The 16,846-nt window shown below is 38.6% G+C and carries 16 protein-coding genes; 8 read left to right on the top strand and 8 right to left on the bottom strand.

What is annotated here, in order from left to right:
- On the bottom strand, positions 1 to 585 hold the full coding sequence (locus tag OVA16_RS06300; protein WP_267764267.1) for a HupE/UreJ family protein: 585 nt from the start codon (positions 583 to 585) through the stop codon (positions 1 to 3).
- 77 nt (positions 586 to 662) lie between these two features.
- Here OVA16_RS06300 and OVA16_RS06295 point away from each other — a divergent pair, with 77 nt between their 5' ends.
- Positions 663 to 1,178, top strand: a complete 516-nt coding sequence (locus tag OVA16_RS06295) for a DUF6702 family protein (protein ID WP_267764265.1) — start codon at positions 663 to 665, stop codon at positions 1,176 to 1,178.
- A 66-nt stretch (positions 1,179 to 1,244) separates the two neighbouring features.
- On the opposite strand, the gene OVA16_RS06290 is transcribed toward OVA16_RS06295, so the two are convergent.
- Genes OVA16_RS06290 through OVA16_RS06260 form a run of 7 tightly spaced genes read right to left on the bottom strand, consistent with a single transcriptional unit; the run spans position 1,245 to position 9,396 of the window.
- On the bottom strand, positions 1,245 to 2,342 hold the full coding sequence (locus tag OVA16_RS06290) for a glycoside hydrolase family 16 protein (RefSeq protein ID WP_267764263.1): 1,098 nt from the start codon (positions 2,340 to 2,342) through the stop codon (positions 1,245 to 1,247).
- A 54-nt stretch (positions 2,343 to 2,396) separates the two neighbouring features.
- On the bottom strand, positions 2,397 to 3,404 hold the full coding sequence (locus OVA16_RS06285) for a hypothetical protein (protein WP_267764261.1): 1,008 nt from the start codon (positions 3,402 to 3,404) through the stop codon (positions 2,397 to 2,399).
- Positions 3,364 to 3,699, bottom strand: a complete 336-nt coding sequence (locus OVA16_RS06280; protein ID WP_267764259.1) for a hypothetical protein — start codon at positions 3,697 to 3,699, stop codon at positions 3,364 to 3,366. The genes OVA16_RS06285 and OVA16_RS06280 overlap by 41 nt, the downstream gene beginning before the upstream one ends.
- Before the next feature lie 56 nt (positions 3,700 to 3,755).
- Positions 3,756 to 5,462 carry a RagB/SusD family nutrient uptake outer membrane protein gene (locus tag OVA16_RS06275; protein WP_267764258.1) on the bottom strand — a complete coding sequence of 569 codons (1,707 nt, stop codon included), beginning with the start codon at positions 5,460 to 5,462 and terminating at the stop codon, positions 3,756 to 3,758.
- Positions 5,463 to 5,477: 15 nt separating this feature from the next.
- Complete coding sequence (locus tag OVA16_RS06270) at positions 5,478 to 7,343, bottom strand: SusC/RagA family TonB-linked outer membrane protein (RefSeq protein WP_267764257.1); 1,866 nt, start codon at positions 7,341 to 7,343, stop codon at positions 5,478 to 5,480.
- A gap of 16 nt (positions 7,344 to 7,359) precedes the next feature.
- The gene (locus OVA16_RS06265; RefSeq protein WP_267764255.1) at positions 7,360 to 8,526 is read right to left on the bottom strand and encodes a SusC/RagA family TonB-linked outer membrane protein; all 1,167 of its coding nucleotides are present in this window, start codon (positions 8,524 to 8,526) and stop codon (positions 7,360 to 7,362) included.
- A gap of 36 nt (positions 8,527 to 8,562) precedes the next feature.
- Positions 8,563 to 9,396, bottom strand: coding sequence for a PKD domain-containing protein (locus OVA16_RS06260; protein ID WP_267764253.1), 834 nt, complete (start codon positions 9,394 to 9,396; stop codon positions 8,563 to 8,565).
- A 174-nt stretch (positions 9,397 to 9,570) separates the two neighbouring features.
- Here OVA16_RS06260 and OVA16_RS06255 point away from each other — a divergent pair, with 174 nt between their 5' ends.
- The 7 genes from OVA16_RS06255 to OVA16_RS06225 all read left to right on the top strand — a co-directional run bounded on the left by OVA16_RS06255 (position 9,571) and on the right by OVA16_RS06225 (position 16,781).
- Complete coding sequence (locus OVA16_RS06255) at positions 9,571 to 12,447, top strand: ligand-binding sensor domain-containing protein (protein ID WP_267764252.1); 2,877 nt, start codon at positions 9,571 to 9,573, stop codon at positions 12,445 to 12,447.
- Between the two features lie 336 nt (positions 12,448 to 12,783).
- Positions 12,784 to 14,097, top strand: a complete 1,314-nt coding sequence (locus OVA16_RS06250; RefSeq protein WP_267764250.1) for a polysaccharide deacetylase family protein — start codon at positions 12,784 to 12,786, stop codon at positions 14,095 to 14,097.
- An 87-nt stretch (positions 14,098 to 14,184) separates the two neighbouring features.
- Entirely contained in the window at positions 14,185 to 14,829 is a 645-nt protein-coding gene (gene upp / locus OVA16_RS06245; protein ID WP_267764248.1) for a uracil phosphoribosyltransferase, read from the top strand.
- A 5-nt stretch (positions 14,830 to 14,834) separates the two neighbouring features.
- The gene (locus OVA16_RS06240; protein WP_267764246.1) at positions 14,835 to 15,152 is read left to right on the top strand and encodes a low molecular weight protein tyrosine phosphatase family protein; all 318 of its coding nucleotides are present in this window, start codon (positions 14,835 to 14,837) and stop codon (positions 15,150 to 15,152) included.
- Positions 15,153 to 15,192: 40 nt separating this feature from the next.
- Entirely contained in the window at positions 15,193 to 15,882 is a 690-nt protein-coding gene (locus tag OVA16_RS06235) for a YjjG family noncanonical pyrimidine nucleotidase (RefSeq protein WP_267764244.1), read from the top strand.
- 44 nt (positions 15,883 to 15,926) lie between these two features.
- Positions 15,927 to 16,445 carry a DinB family protein gene (locus OVA16_RS06230; RefSeq protein ID WP_267764243.1) on the top strand — a complete coding sequence of 173 codons (519 nt, stop codon included), beginning with the start codon at positions 15,927 to 15,929 and terminating at the stop codon, positions 16,443 to 16,445.
- Between the two features lie 36 nt (positions 16,446 to 16,481).
- Positions 16,482 to 16,781 carry a hypothetical protein gene (locus OVA16_RS06225; protein ID WP_267764242.1) on the top strand — a complete coding sequence of 100 codons (300 nt, stop codon included), beginning with the start codon at positions 16,482 to 16,484 and terminating at the stop codon, positions 16,779 to 16,781.
- The last annotated feature ends 65 nt before the right edge of the window (positions 16,782 to 16,846 follow it).

Here is a 16,846-nt window from a genome sequence, read left to right as displayed (position 1 = left end):
TTAAAAAGGTATGCGCTGTAACGCCATTTGTAAAGCTAAGGCAAAAACCGCAGAAGATAAAAATATAACCCAATCTCTTTGCCTAACTTTAAAGAAATATAGGATTATACTAGAAATCAACAATGTTAGTGCTACAAAAACAATTTGGCCTATTTCTAGCCCTAGGTTAAAGCCAAACAAACCCCAACCTATATATTGGTCTTTTGCCAACATCATACGGACCGAATTTGCAAAGCCCATACCATGAATTAGACCAAAAAACAGCGCTAGAAAATAATTGACTTGTACGCTTTTGTTCCTTTTGCCGTTCTTAAACAAGTTAACCAAAGCGGTAATAAAAATGGTGCAGGGAATTAAAAACTCTACCCACTTGCTATCAAAGCGGATGATATCTAAAGCACTTAGCGCCAAAGTAGCCGAGTGGCCGATGGTAAAAGCGGTAACCAATATCAGTATTTGCTTAATTTGTTTGGTGGTATAAATGGCTACCAATGCCAATATAAAAAGTTGATGATCTAATGCGTCTAAACTTACAATATGCGACCAACCTAAATCAAAATAAAACAAGAAATCGGAGAACGACATAGTAAAGTTAAATTTTAGCGTGTGAATTATTACCTAAGTTAGGTTCTTTCTCTTACTTTTAAAGTCTATTTCGCAAAATGAACCCGATATCTTCAAAATTGTTACTTTTTTTAATCATTCCTTTAGTTTTTATCTCTAAGGAAACAAAAAAAAGACACCCTTTTCACGTAAGCACCACTGAAATTACACACAATGCAAAAAACAAATCTTTAGAAATTACCTGTAGAATTTTTACTGATGACTTTGAAAATGTTTTGAGCAAACAATTTAAGACCAAAACTGATTTGTACGCAAAAAACAGAGAGAAAGAAATGAGCGCATTGATTAAAAGTTATATCGAAACCAATTTAAAATTTGTAGTTGATGGCAAGGCTGTTAAATACAACTATTTAGGTTTTGAAAATGATCATGAAGCTACCAATGTTTATCTCGAAGTTAGTAAAGTGGCTGTATTTAAAACACTAGCGGCACATAATGGCGTATTATATGATTTGTTTGACGACCAAATGAACATTCTCCATGTTGAAAAAAGCGGCAAAAGAAAAAGCACGAAAGCAAGTTTTCCTGAAAAGAAAATGAGTGTTGCTTTTTAAAAACAAAGCCCCAAGTTACCTCGGGGCTCATTCAAATAATCACTTAACTAAGTGATGATGATAGCTCTATTGAAACACCCTCACATAATCTACAATATATTTTTGCGGAAAAACAGTATTTGCATTAGGTGCACCTGGCCAATTGCCTCCAACGGCTAGGTTTAACAAAAGAAAATATGGACGCCTAAACTCGTCTTTATTAGCACCCGTAGTATCGAAACTATAATATTCTACATTATCTAAATACCACTTAATGGAGTTGGCTGTCCAAACAATGGAAAACACGTGAAATTTATCGTAAAAATCTCCAGTTTGTAACGTAGTAGAACCACCAATATACTTATGTCCGCCATCTTCGTAGTGTACCGTACCGTGTAAAGTATTGTCTTTTCCGGGACCACCGCCTACCATTTCCATGATATCAATTTCTCCAGAAAACGGCCATGGCGTAGTACGGATGTTTGCACCTAAAGCCCAAAATGCTGGCCAAATCCCTTGTCCTTTTGGCAATTTTGCCCTCATTTCGATACGACCATACAAGAAATCTTTTTTCGCTTCGGTTGTTAATCTTGATGATGTATACTCTTTACCACCGAAAGATTCCTTTTTAGCAGTGATGGTTAAGTAGCCATTGTGCACTCTCGTATTTTCTTTGCGATAGTATTGCAATTCCCAATTGCCCCAGCCCTCTGTTCCGTTTCCTTCTTCGAAATTCCAAAATTTAGTATCCAGTTCAGTACCATTAAATTCATCTTGCCAAACTAAGGTAAGGCCCGGGTAAGTTTCTGGCGAGATATAACCGGTATTATCTATTACTTCGTTCTTATCTACAATAATTTGTTGGGTTAACTCAACCGATTTATCACTTGAAGAATAAGCAATAACCTTTACCGTATAGGTGCCACTTTCTGCGTAAATGGTAAAAGCTTTACCGTCGGTAGATCTGATACTTTCGTTGGTACCCTGACCAAAAGAATATAGATAACGACTTGCATTAGTTGCGGTTGCTACAAAATCTACCCTACCTGAGCCATCATTACTTACTGTGGCTACCAACTGTAAATTAGTTGGCTCTACGGCATTCAGTTGCTTTTTACAGCTTAAGTTAAAAATCAGCAAAGTAACCATCAGTAGCCAATTTCTAAAGGAGGTCTGTATTTTCATTTCTTAGGGTTTTAAATTTTTAATCTGTATCGTTAAATCAAGGTTAGCTAATCTTTATTTAACGTAAAACGGGATATTTGCAGTAGCCACTTTATTTTTCCCATCGGCAACATAAACAAATAAACGATAAGCCCCCGAAGTTTTAGGTGCTGCAAAGCTTACTTTTCCTTTACCTGTTTCTTTAAAATTTATTGCTACTGTTTCGGGCTTATCTTCATGATCGCCACCTTCGCCAACTTTCGTAGCTTCTAGTAATAACTCCCAACGGTAGTTTAAGATATCGTTGTTTGGATCAAAAGCATCCACCACTGCGGTGTATGTTGCTCCAGATTTAATATAAACACTTTGATTCGACCGCTTGTTATCTAAGGTAAAACCATAAAGATGAGGTGCTCTATTTTTTGGAAACGCACCGCTCCACAGGTACTGCATCACATCTACTACTTCACTTTCTTCGCCTTTGGCAGTAAAAAGACCGTACCAAGTTGGCGTTCTTTCTTGCTTTTGTCCCCATAAAAAAACGTAAGAACCCAAGCAAACATCTTTATCTTTCTCTACCGCATATTTGTATCTGCTAAGGTAAACAGCTGCTTTTTCGCTACTAGTTTCTTCTACGGGTGCTTTCCAAACAGTTTCCAAGCCTTCCCAATGCCCAGTTGGCCCCCACTCGGTTACCATATAAGGACCAGTCCAACCTGCGCTTTTAACTTTACTCGGAAGTATTGCCAAATCGGCATAAACGTTAATAGACAAAAAATCTAAGGCCTGCGCCGAAGCTTTGATATGATCTACTTCTTTTTTGTTGATACCTGCAAGTACGGTAGTAGCCGGATGGTTAGGATCTATTTCGTGAATCATCTTTGCAATATCGTTAACTGCCTGCCACACTTTTGGGTTAGCGTAAGAAAGGTTCAACTCGTTGCCAATTCCCCAACTCAGCAAAGCTGGATGATCTTTGTACTTCATGACTTCTGCCTTTACACTCTCGAACTGTTTTTTTACCGCAGCGGCATCATCATAATTAAAACCATGGCGTTCTGCTGTAACGGGCAATCCCATCATCACCGTAAGTCCGTTTTTTTGCGCCGAGTTCTAATATGCTCTTTGCATTATTGGTACTCCATGTACGTATAGAGTTGCCTCCATAAGCAGCCAAGCGAGAAAAATATGAAGTGCCTCCTGCTCCCTTAATAAAGTATGGTTTGCCGCCACGTATCAATTCAAAACCCTTTTCTGTCTTTCTTACTTCTACTTTAATGGGATCTATTTTCGAACCAATTATTTTTTTCGACGCGATTGCGGCAGTTGAGAACGTAAAAAAAGCAGCTACTAAGCCATAAATTATCTTTTGCATCATTAATATGTCTTTGTATAAAAATGTCTTCCCACTAATATAGCGGGAAGACAAAAATTTTAAGGATTTGGCGTTAGTTTTCTATTTCTTTCCATTTCTATTTGAGGAATAGGAAATAGGTTGTAACTTTCTTTATAAACTCTGTTCTCTAGCACCACTTTGCTAAAGGTTAAAGATCCATTTGTATTTTTAACGATGTTCATTCTGTAAACTGGTTGGTTAAAATAAGTCATACCTGTTTTCCAGCGGCGAACATCGTAAACACGGTGCTCTTCGAAACAAAGCTCTACCCTACGCTCGTTGCGTATTTTTTCACGCAAAGTTATTTGAGTAAAATTTCTAGTCAATGGTGGCAAGCCCCCTCTACTACGTACCTTATCTAAAGCATCGTAAACAGAAGCATCTGGGCCACTAAATTCATTTTTAGCCTCAGCGTAGTTCAACAATACTTCTGCATAGCGCATAAAAATCCAGTCATTATCGCCACCTTGGTAAACGGCATCGGCAGTCATATTTTTTTCATCAATAAACTTACGTAAACCATAGCCGGTTTTGGTTCTATCTCCATTGGTACGGCCATTGGCATTGCCATCAGGAAAAACACTAAGATCTGCACTTTGAAAGGTTTCTACTGTAATACCTTTAAAAGCCGAACCATTCATCAGCATTGCTTTATCTAAACGGTTATCGCGGTTAGCATAAGGATTTTGCGGATCATAACCAGAACCCGCTTCGTCTGGGCGTAAACCAGTAGTTTTCATCTCGAAAGCATCTACTAGGTTTTGTGTAGCGTGGAAAGCTCCCCAACCGCCCCAACCAGTTGGCGTAAAGCTCATGTGTAGCATCCAAGCACTTTGGTGAGTACGGTTAGGACGACCAAACTTTTTAGCAAAAATCACTTCTTTATTACCTGCCTTTGTCATAAACAATTGGTAGTAATCTGGGAAAAGATCATAAGTAGCAGGGGCAAGCGCCATAACTGCTTGGGCTGCTTTCGCTGCATCGTCCCAACGGCTTGCCGTATTGCTTGGATTATTTAAAGCACTAGCGTGATACAGCAAAACCCTAGCTTTTAACGCCAATGCAGCACCTTTTGTAGCTCTTCCCAACTCTGCATCAGGGTAAGAAGGCAATAATACCGCAGCGGCTTCATCACACTCTTTGATGATAAAGGCTACACATTCATCGTAGGTGTTTCTTGGCACTTCTAAATCGTCATTTACGTTTTGCTCTGTAGTAATTAACGGCACACCCCCAAAAGACTTCACTAATTCTGCATAAGCAAAAGCTCTCAAAAACTTAGTTTCTGCCTTTAACCTGTCTCTTAAAGCCGTATTGGTTGTTGGCACACCGTCTATGCGTGCAATTAACGTGTTGGCTTTTCTAATTAGCGTGTAGTTTGCTGCCCAAAGCTGTGTACCCATCGAAAAGTTAGCATTCAGATCTCCGGCTTGCACCCTGTTCATTGGTAAATCGTTATGGCCTTCAATGTCGTCGGTCATCATATCTAAATTGGCAAAACCGGCCGCCCAACCTTCTGTATAACCAAAATCTCGACGCTCGAAGCCACTTAATAGTGTACCATAGATATCATTCACAAATTGATTGGTAAGCGTGATGTCCTGAAAAACAGCGGCATCAGAAACGAAATCTATTGGTTTAATATCTAACAAATCTTTTTTGCAGGAGAAAGTTGCCAGCGTAATTACCATTACGCCAACCAACCATTTATGTCTTTTAATCATTTCTTTTCTTTTAATATTCATGTCAACGATTGGTTATTAAAACTGTAAGTTAACCCCAAATGTGTAAGTCTTTTGTTGAGGATAATACCTACCGATACCATTGGTGTTTTCTGGATCTAGGTTGATCAAGTCTGTAATGGTAAATAAGTTTTGTCCTTGCGCATAAATCCTTAAGTTGTTGGCTCCAATTTTAGATAACAGCTTAGATTTTAGCGTATAGGCAAACTCCACGTTTTTTAAACGCAAGTAACTTGAGTTTTGTACCCAGAAACTACTTACCAAATAGTTATTACCATTGGTATTTAGGGTTAAGCGAGGTAGTGGCGCATCTGGTCGAGCTGGTGTCCATCTATCTAACCATTCTGCATTTACGCGACCACCATTATGGAAAGCCCATGCTGCATTTTGTGTAAACAATTGCTGCGATTGGGCTGCGCCTTGTAGCAAGAAGTTTAACTCGAAGCCCTTGTAATTAACACCACCATTAATACCATACAAAATTTGAGGTAATGTTCCGTTGCCTAAATAAGTAATATCATCATCGTTAATGATACCGTCTCCGTTGATATCTTGATATTTGATATCGCCTGGACCAGTTGTACTTAAATACGCAGTATGTTTTGGCGATGCTGCATAATCTGCCGCATCTTTAAAAATACCTATAGCTTTGTATCCGTAAATTCCACCATTTGGCCTTCCGGTAATACGTCTATATTCTGGAATATTCGATGCTTCAGCCGCTTCTACGATTTTATTTTTTGCATAGGTAAAGTTACCACTAACAAAGTACGAAAGGTTGTTAGACAATTGTTTATTATGAGTTAATATTACCTCTACACCTTTATTATCTACAATACCAAAGTTCTCGCTAGGTAAAGCTGCACCAAAGCTCAACGGAACAGATAATGCTCTGGTTGCCAAGATGTCTTTTCTTCTTTCTTTAAATACCGTAACATCTATACCTAACTGGTTTTTGAATAGCTTAGCCTCTATACCAGCATCCATTTTAACAGAAGTTTCCCAAGTTAGATTCTCATTTGCGATAGCACCTGGAGTTAATCCGGTAACAAATGCACCTCCAAAAGGATAAACGTTTGGCACTAGGTTATAACGGCTGTAGTATCCGAAACGACTTGGAATACGATCGCTACCCAATGTACCGTAAGATGCCTTTAACTTTAAGAAATCTACAAACTTTACGTTTTGCATAAAGCTTTCTCTTGTGAGCAACCAACCCGCAGAAAAAGCAGGGAAATATCCGGTTCTTTGGCTTGGAGCAAAGTTTTCAGACTCATCTCGTCTTAAACTTGCTTGAAAAAGGTATTTACCGTCGTAATCATAGTTGATACGGAATGCCGCACTTCTTAGCGCAGTTCTGTCTTCGCCATCGCTCAATACCTCATTTAATGCAGGGCCAAAGTTTAAAATCTGTAGTGCCGAACTTTCGTAAGAATTTCTGGCCGCATAAATTCCAGTACCTTGATTTTGTTTTTGTAAAATGAGGGCTAAGGCCGAAATGCCGTGCTTGCCAAATCTTCTATCGTAATTGATATGGCCTTGCAACTCGGTGCTTTGCCCTTCGCCGTATCCTTTAGATAGAGATGATTTCGACTCTGAATTAACGGTATAAGTACCATCGGTATTTCTCACGTAAAGTGGCACCCATTGGTTCCAAGTTTTGTTTTGGTTAAAATTTCTATCGAATGCTAAAACTCCTTTAATGGATAATCCTTCTACCCCCGGAATTTGTTGTACCACCTGAAAATTACTTAAAAAGTAGCTTGCACTGTTTCTGTTGTATCCGCTTTCTTCGCTAATTAGCGCTAAAGGATTTGGATATACGCCTGGTGCGGCTAACAAGCCATTAGAAAACCTTGCCGGTTGTACTGGCGGATTACGCATAGTGTGCTCGAAGATGTTATCTACACTTGCCGCATGGAGATAGTTTATTTTCTAACCTTCCAGATAAATCAACCGAAATTTTGGTAGTAGAAGTAGCCTGAATATCTATGTTGCTTCTTACGTTATACCTGTTGTAATTTAAAGAGCTGTACAAACCGTCTTCGTTTAAATAACCGAAAGAGGTAAAGTATTTGATTTTCTCGCTACCACCAGATAAAGATAGGTTGTGCTGCATTCTAGGTGCAGTACCGCCAAGCACTAAATCCATCCAATCGGTATTAGGGTTGGCGTCTGGATCAGTACCATTTCTAAAAGCTTCTAAACGCTCTAAAGAAAATTCTGGTGTTGCCAACGGGTTATCGTTTAATTTAGCTTCGTTATACAAGGTTGCGTACTCGTAAGAACCTAGCGCATTTGGTAAACGTGTAACTTGCGAAAAACCATAGTTAAACGAATAATTGGCACTTAACTGCCCTGCCTTACCACGTTTTGTGGTTACCAAAACCACGCCGTTTGCACCTTTAACGCCAAAAATTGCGGCAGAAGAAGCATCTTTCAAAATACTTACACTTTCGATCTCGTTAGGATCCATTTGTCCAAAATCACGGGCCGAGCGCACAATACCATCAACTACAAAAAGAGGTTCCATGCTGCCGCCTCCAAAAGTAGAATTACCTCTAATATAGATTTGCGTACCATCGGCTCCAGGCTCTCCAGAAGGTTGCTTGGTAATTACACCTGGGGTACGGCCAGCCAAGGCGTTACTTAAATCGCCAACTGGGGTTTGCACCAACTGCTTGTTGTTTACGGTGGCAACAGAACCTGTTACGTTGCTTCTTTTTTGTGTACCAAAGCCCACCACAACAACATCATTTAGGGTGTTGGCCGCATCGTCCAATACAATGTTTATCGTTTCCGATTTGGTAACGATGATTTCTTGGGTAGTCATCCCGATAAACGAAAACACCACTGTAGTACCTGCTTTAGGTACGGTAATAGCATATTTACCATCTGTTGTGGTAGAAACACCGGTTGTTGTTCCTTTTATGATAACCGAAACGCCAGGTATTTCTTGCCCAGTTTTATCTTTTACTACACCAGAAACTGTGATGCTCTGCGCAAATGCCTCGGGCAATGCTACCGAACAAAACAGCAATACGATTAATAGTCGAATTTTTTTCATATTTATATTTGGCTTTTATTAAGTAATCTAGTTCTTTTATTTTTTCACAAAACGCATGGTATGTACTGGTTCGTTGATTTTTCCAGAACGTAAAACCATCTCGGTATCAGTAATAGAAATAATTCTGTAATTGTTAGAAGCCACATCGGTTACTCCAATAAACCTATTTGGAGGCGTGTTAGGAATAGTGATGGTTGCAATACCCGCACCCTCTACCGCTGTACTAAATGTAAAGGCAGATTCATAAGACCTATCAGTACCACAATTGTAGTTAGGATCTACATTACCTCCATTAAAGGTTGCGCCGTTTGCTCTGTAAGTTAATTTAAAAGCATTGTTGGCGAAAGAGAACGTATAGTCATCATCAATTTGACAATCAGCTAAACTACCTCCCTGAAAATATTCAGAAGGATTGCCCTCGGTACCCACAATGATTGGTGCCGCACCTACAGCATCTAATTTCCAAGAATGCGCAGTAAGTTTTTGATAGGTTGCGTTATTTAAGGTTGGTGTAAAGTCATCCTGATCTACTACAACTGCTTGTGTGGCTATATCATACCCACCTTCGCCATAGGCATATAATTTTACGTTATAGGTTCCCTTAGAAATAAAGTAAGCTTCTATTGATGCCCCTCCAGTTTTTAATCCTTCGTTTAAACCAAAATCCCATTGGTAACGATAGGCATCTTGAGATGTACTTTCTAAAAGATAAGTGTTTACTTTACCCTGTACCTTAGTAACTTTAAAAGAAGCCTTGGCGGCTGTCCCTAATTTACTTGCATAGTCTTCTTCTTTGCAGCCAGAGGCCAAGAGCAAAAAGAAGGCTACCAGCGGAAGACAATATTGCCTTACTAACAACTTGTAGTTCATACGATTTAAAATTTTGGTTAATGATTTTGTTGTAAATTTATTCGCAAAAACACACTGTATCCAAATTTTACACCCCTACAAAACTACATCAAAACCGCTTAAAATAATACAATAAGGCAGTTTACCCCTACAACATTTGATTAAGACAAGTTTTTGCCTATTTTTATTTCAGTAATGAAAAGCCAAATATTTTCCATACTGCTAATATCCCTAAACATTTTGGGTTTTGCCCAAAATCCTATAGGTATGCCCGATATTGTAAACTACGATAACAACGCTTATAGTGCTGGCACACACAATTGGGATATCCAGCAAGATCGCAACGGCGTAATGTACTTTGCTAATGATGAAGGCTTGCTCACTTTTGATGGTAGCCGTTGGAAGATATATCCTTTACCAAACAAAACCATTGTAAGATCTATCAAAATAGGTTTCGATCATAAAATATATGCAGGTGGCCAAGGAGATTTTGGTTTTTTCTCTCCAAACGAAAACGGCAAGCTGATATTTACCAGCTTGAAGGACAAAATACCGAGCCAACATCGTTCATTTGCAGATATATGGAATGTGCAAAGTGTAGGAAAAGCGATTTTTTTTCGTGCAGAAAACAATATTTTTAAGTGGCAAAATGAAAAAATAACAGTCTTAGAAACCAAAACAAAGTGGCTTTACATGGGCATGGCCAGCAACACTATCATTGCTCACGAAAAAGACAGAGGTCTTTTAAAACTTTCTGGAAACAACTGGCTGCCGCTTTTAACTGGAACCATTCCGTACGATTTCATGATAAGTTCCATTTCTCAATTTGGAAAAGATTCTATTTTGGTTAGCTCGTTTGCCCATGGTTTGCATACCATACAAAATGGCCAAATTACACCACTAAAAGTGGCTAACTATATCCGCAACATTAGCAGCGCCATTAAGGTAAATCACAACGCCATTGCTGTTGCTACCCAAAATAACGGCTGCTTTTTAATGGATACAAGTGGAAAACTAATATACCATTTAGCTAAAAACTCTGGACTACAAAATAATGCCGTAATAAGTTCCTTTAAAGACAACAACAATAACATTTGGTTGGGTTTGGCAGATGGAATTAGCTTTATTGCCAACAACAATGCCATCAAGCATATCAATCCAGCAATATTTGACAATGCCGCCGGACACACTTCAATAATTTACAACAATAAACTGGTTGTAGGTTTATCCAATGGTATTTATAGCCTTCCTTTGGCGGGCGAAAAGGATATCAGTGCTACTCAGAATAACTTTACAGCGGTACCTAACACCGACGGGCAAGCCTGGGGAATGAATATCGTTAACGGAAAGCTTTTACTTGGAAGACACGAAGGGGCTTTTGAACTGAGCGAAAAAGGAGTGCAACCCGTATCTACTGCCCAAGGCTATTGGAATTTCTTGGCTTACAATCAGCAAAAAGACAGTTCTCCGTTGGTTTTAGCTGGCAACTACAATGGCGTTTCTGTTTTTAATTACGAAAACAATAAATTTAACGTAGTTGGCAATATTAATAATTTTAATGAATCTGCCAGGTTTTTACTAGCTGATGATAAAAATAACATTTGGGTTTCTCATCCATACAAAGGTGTCTATAAAATTGCATTAGCCGATTTGCAAACCAAAAACATAAAGCTTTATACCGATAAAAAAGGTTTGCCATCTACCTTTAACAACCACATTTATCAAGTAAAAAACAAAATTGTGGTAGGTACCGAAAAAGGCGTTTACGAATATAATGTAGCCAAAGATCGTTTTGAAATTTCGAGTTATTTTGAGCCTGTTTTTGGGAAGAAGTACATCAGATACCTGAAAGAAGATGCAAAGGGCAATATTTGGTTTATCGAAGAAAAGAAGCTTGGTGTGGCACAATACCATGGAAAAACTTACAAATTACTTTACATACCCGAACTAAACGGTAAAACTCTAGGTGGTTTTGAGCATATTCAATGCGTTGACAAAAACAACGTTTTTATTGGTGCACAAAAAGGATTTTACCACCTTAATTACGAAAAATATCTAGCTAACGAAGGCAAACAGCAGGTACGTATCAGTTTGGTTAAGGCTTTCGGAAAATCTGATATTGGATTGTTTAGTGGTTACTTTGGCGAGGTAAATGAAAACATAGCGCAGAAAGAAATCCCTACAATTAAACATGGCTGGAACTCCTTCCACTTCGAATATTCTTCAACCACTAATCAGAACAAAGAGAACACTTTCTATAGTTGTTACCTAAAAGGATTTGATGAGAGGTGGTCGGCATTAGATAAAAAAACAGAAAAAGACTATACTAATTTACCGTCGGGCAATTACACTTTCATGGTAAAAACCCAAGACAACCTAGGCAACGAATCGCCTGTGGCAACTTACCAGTTTACCATTTTGCCCCCATGGTACCAAAGCATTGTAGCTTATTTAGTGTATGGATTAATTTTCTTGGGAATTATCTATTTGGTGTACAAAAGACAACAGCGAAAAATCAGTAACCAACGTATCGCTTTCCAAAAAGAGCAAGAGCATACCAAATATATGCACCAATTGGAGATGGATAAATCTGAGAAAGAAATCATTAAGCTTAAAAACGAAAAATTAGAGCTAGAAATTGAGACCAAAAACGCTGAACTGGCATCTAACACCATGCACTTGGTGCAAAAAGCAGATATGATGTCTAAAATCAAGAATGAGCTCTTCAAACTCAAAAAGGAATTAAAAGACGATACACAAGCTGCCGATTTCAACAAAATTATCAGGCTACTTAGCGCCGAAGAAAAATCTGACGAAAGCTGGGAACAATTTTCGGTTCATTTTGATAAGGTTCACGTAGATTTTATTAAGCATTTGAAAGATAAGTTTCCAACTATTACAAGCAACGAACTTCGCTTATCAGCTTATCTAAAAATGAATTTATCTACCAAAGAAATAGCTACGCTTATGAAAATATCGCCAAGGGGTGTAGAAATTGGAAGGTATAGGCTAAGGAAGAAATTGAATATCCCTAGTCATGTGAACTTATTTGAGTTTTTTAATGCGGTGTAAGCTTTTGTTTGTATCCCACTACTTGTGGCTGGCGATAACATGAACCATACGTGTTTGGGAGATATTCGCATTTCTGTTAAAGTTCTAAAACCGTTGAAAAGGTTTGTATTTAGCTGAACATATAGCCCACGATTTAAATCGTGGGCTATAATGAAATACGCATTGTATAATGGTTTCCACTACCTGTTGTTGGTGATAATACCAACTATAGGAAAACCTTCCGAACACCACTGGTAATAACACCAACCGCGGGGAAAAGATAGAAAACTCTTGAAATCCTCAGAATTTCCTCAAACCTTTTCGCTTTAAAACGCTTTATTCATTAACTTAGTGAATATGCAACTGCTCGTTTATAGTCCTCAGGTTACGCCACGTACCAAATACATCTTCAACTTTATTTTTAGGGAAGTATTGCATTGCGATTTTGATTTTACCAGTGTAGCCAATCAATTTTCGGCATACCAGGGACCGAAGTTTAGCTATGCAGAAAATCCGCTAGGAGGCGAACTCTTTTTTAAAACAGCCGGTTTATTGGCAAAAAACAATATCGAGAAACAGCATATCGCTATTACCGATTTTGGCGACGAGCGTGTTCCTTTTGCTGTTGAAAATAGTGCATTGCCTTTCGATATTTTTGCGGCTTCTTTTTACTTCATTAGTAGGTACGAAGAATATTTACCTTTTACCGCAGATGATCATTTGAGGTTGCCTGCAGAAGCAAGTTTACAATTTGAACTCGGTTTGCTAAAAACTCCAGTAATTGACCAATGGAGCATGATCTTAAAAAATCTGCTGCTCAGCAAACTCACTAATCTGCATTTTGGAAGTAGAAAATTTGAGTTTATTCCTACTATTGACGTAGACAGAGCGTATCATTTTAAATCTAGCGGTATCTTAAAAAACACGGCTCGCTTTATCAGGGCTATAGCCAAAGGCGATACCGAGCGATTGAGTAATATTGTTAACACAGGTTTGCAAAAAAAGAAAGACCCTTTTGATACTTACCAATTTTTACATCAAATACATGAAAAGTATGGCTTAGCGCCCATCTTCTTCTTCCTGCTTTCTCATAAAGGAGATAAAAAACACGATGTGAACATCCACCCAAATGATGAACTATTGCAGCAACTGATTAAAGACACGGCAAAAACTGCAAAAATTGGTATACACCCCTCTTACGCATCCAATTACCACACCACAAAGCTGAAGGAGGAAAAAGAACTACTTGATGCTTTGTTAGAGAAAAACGTAGATATATCCAGACAACATTACCTCAAACTTCATTTGCCTAAAACCTATCTACAACTAATAAAAGCAGGGATTAATCACGATTATACCATGGGTTATGCCTCGCAAGTTGGTTTTAGAGCAGGTACTTGCACACCTTTCTTTTGGTACGATTTACAGCTCGAAAAACAATCACATTTAAAAGTACATCCCTTTGCGGTAATGGATGCTACTTTGTTAAACTACTTAAAATTAACGCCCACCCAAGCCATAAACCTCATTAACGAGCTTATTGAAAGCGTGAAGATGGTTAACGGTAGCTTCTACAGCCTGTGGCATAACGAAAGTTTATCGGAAACCGGAAATTGGAAGGGTTGGAAAGCCGTTTATGAAAAGATGTTAGCCTCCTCAGTTTTCAGTTAACAGTTGGCAGCAACTTTTTCAGTTCTATTTTGCAAGAAAACAATTGTATTCCTATAGCTATCGGAACTAAAATCGTAAATTTAGAACATGATATACGACCTAAGCAAGCACAACTCTATCGCCAGAACTTTCATTGCCGAATTAAGGGACGAGCAAATTCAGAAAGACGCCATGCGCTTTAGAACGAATTTGGAACGTTTGGGCGCTTTCTTCGCTTACGAGATTAGCAAAACGCTAAAATATAAGGAAGTAGAAACTCAAACACCACTAGGCATTGCCACAAGTTCGGTTTTAGAGCAGCAACCTGTGCTGGCTACTATTTTAAGAGCTGGCCTGCCCATGCACCAAGGCTTGATAAGTGTGTTCGACCAAGCTGAATCTGCTTTTATAACCGCTTACCGCAAAACCAAAAAAAATGGGGATTTTGTAATACAAATGGAACATATTTCGGCTCCAGATCTAGAAGGGAAAACGGTTATTTTGGCCGACCCGATGTTGGCAACCGGCTTAAGCATTGTACTTTGCGCAAAGGAACTCATCAACACCTATCAAATCGAAAAGCTACATATTGTTGCTGCCATTGCTAGTACCGAAGGTGTAAAACATGTGCGTGCCAATTTGCCAAAGGCAGATTTATGGTTAGGCGCCATTGATGATGAAATGACAAGCAAAAGTTACATTGTACCGGGCCTAGGCGATGCTGGAGATTTGGCTTATGGCGTAAAACAGTAACTGAAATGAATATACTTTTTGTATGCAGTAGAAATGAATGGCGAAGCCCCACAGCTGAAACTATTTATAAAAATCACGATTTTATAAATGCAAAATCTGCTGGTACATCCCCCTCCGCGAGAATCAAAATTAACCAAAAGCATATTGACTGGGCAGATTTAATTTTTGTGATGGAGAAAAAACATCGTCAACTTATTGAACAAAGATTTGGGGAGAATTTAGAGAGGCAAAAAATTATAGTTCTAAATGTTCCGGATGAATACCAATATATGGATGAAGAATTGATAGAAGAACTTCAAACTAAAGTATCGGCTTATTTATAATTTGTAACTTTACCGTTTTAGAACATTTCAACTTTATAATTTGATCAAACACATTTTCTTCGACCTTGACCATACCATTTGGGATTTTGACCGTAACGCTCAAGAAACCTTAATGGAACTGTACGAAATTTACCAACTTAAAGAATTAGGGCTAACATCTGCGGAGAATTTCATAGCAACTTATACCGTCAACAATCATCAACTTTGGGCACAATATCATTTGGGTAAAATCACTAAAGAAGCTTTAAGAGAAGAGCGTTTCCGCAAAACCTTTATTGATTTAGGCTTACACCCAGCCTTAATTCCGGCTAATTTTGAAACGGACTACGTAGCCATGGGTCCAACCAAAACCAACTTGTTTGAAAGCGCAGAAAAAATGCTGACCTACCTAAAAGACAAATACCAGCTACATATCATCTCCAATGGATTTAAGGAAGCTGTAGTTACCAAGATGAGGGTTTCTAACCTTAATCCTTATTTTAAAAACGTGGTAATTTCTGAAGATGTTGGTGTAAACAAGCCAGACAAAGCCATTTTTGAACACGCCTTAAATTTGGCTCAGGCACAAAAGCAAGAAAGCATTATGATTGGCGACAGCTTAGAAGCGGATGTTTATGGTGCACAAAACTTCGGAATGCGAGCCATTTTCTTCAATCCATTAAAAGCTAACAAGCCAGACGATGTAAGAGAGCAAATCCATCATTTAGAAGAGCTGTTAAATCATTTTTAATAGTATTTTAAACGATTTTGCCAAAATAGACGTTACTTTCGCTTATGGGTATCGATAAAATATATCAATCTATTTTAAAAACCGCAGCAGCTTACCGGCAGAAATTAAATGGTTTTGGCGCCGCCAATTTCCAATTAGAACCGCCAATTGGGGGTTGGAGCTACAGTGAGGTTTATTCACACATTTTCGATTCGAACTTGCTTTCGGTAATGGCCATGAACAATTGCATTAAAGGCGATGGAAAACAAAAGCCAACCCATTTTTTGGTAAAAGTGATTTTGTTTTTCGGTATGCTGCCTCCCGGAAAAAAATACAAAGTACCAACAAAAATAGCAGATAGGGTAAAAAAAATAACCGTTTCGGCTGCACAACAATTCATTACCGACTTTGAATTGCAACTGGCACAAGCTTATCCAAAAATTAAAAGTGCAAACACAAAAATCAAGACCAAACACCCCGTACTGGGCTATCTTAATGCCAAGCAATGGCTACGCTTTATAGAAATACACCTTAACCACCATTACAAACAATTAATCCGTATCGAAAATAGTTTTAAAGCTTAGCGCAAATTATACCGATATTGGCCAAAATATTTGATCATGAAAAGACTTTTCTACGCACTTGCCATTATCAGTTTATCGGCTTGTAACAGCAAAAATAATAATACAACGGCAGCTCAGAACGCTACACCAAATCAATTGCCGGCTACACAAACTGTACCCACAGCAACTACAGAGCAACAAAATAACACCAGTGGTTTGCTAACCAACCCAGCTCACGGACAACCAGGCCATGATTGTGCTTTGCCAGTTGGTGCGCCATTTAAGCAAAATTTAAGCAATGCCGTACCAGCGCAAACAGCAACTGCACCTACACCACAACCTGCTACAGCACAATAGGTGGCTCAACAGCCATCAACCGGCCAAAAACTAAATCCGGCACACGGGCAGCCCGGCCATGATTG

The sequence above is a fragment of the Pedobacter sp. SL55 genome, assembly GCF_026625705.1.
In the GTDB taxonomy this organism is placed as follows: Bacteria; Bacteroidota; Bacteroidia; order Sphingobacteriales; family Sphingobacteriaceae; genus Pedobacter.
Note: the sequence above shows the minus strand (reverse complement) of the source record. Positions and strands in the feature narration are given on the sequence as shown.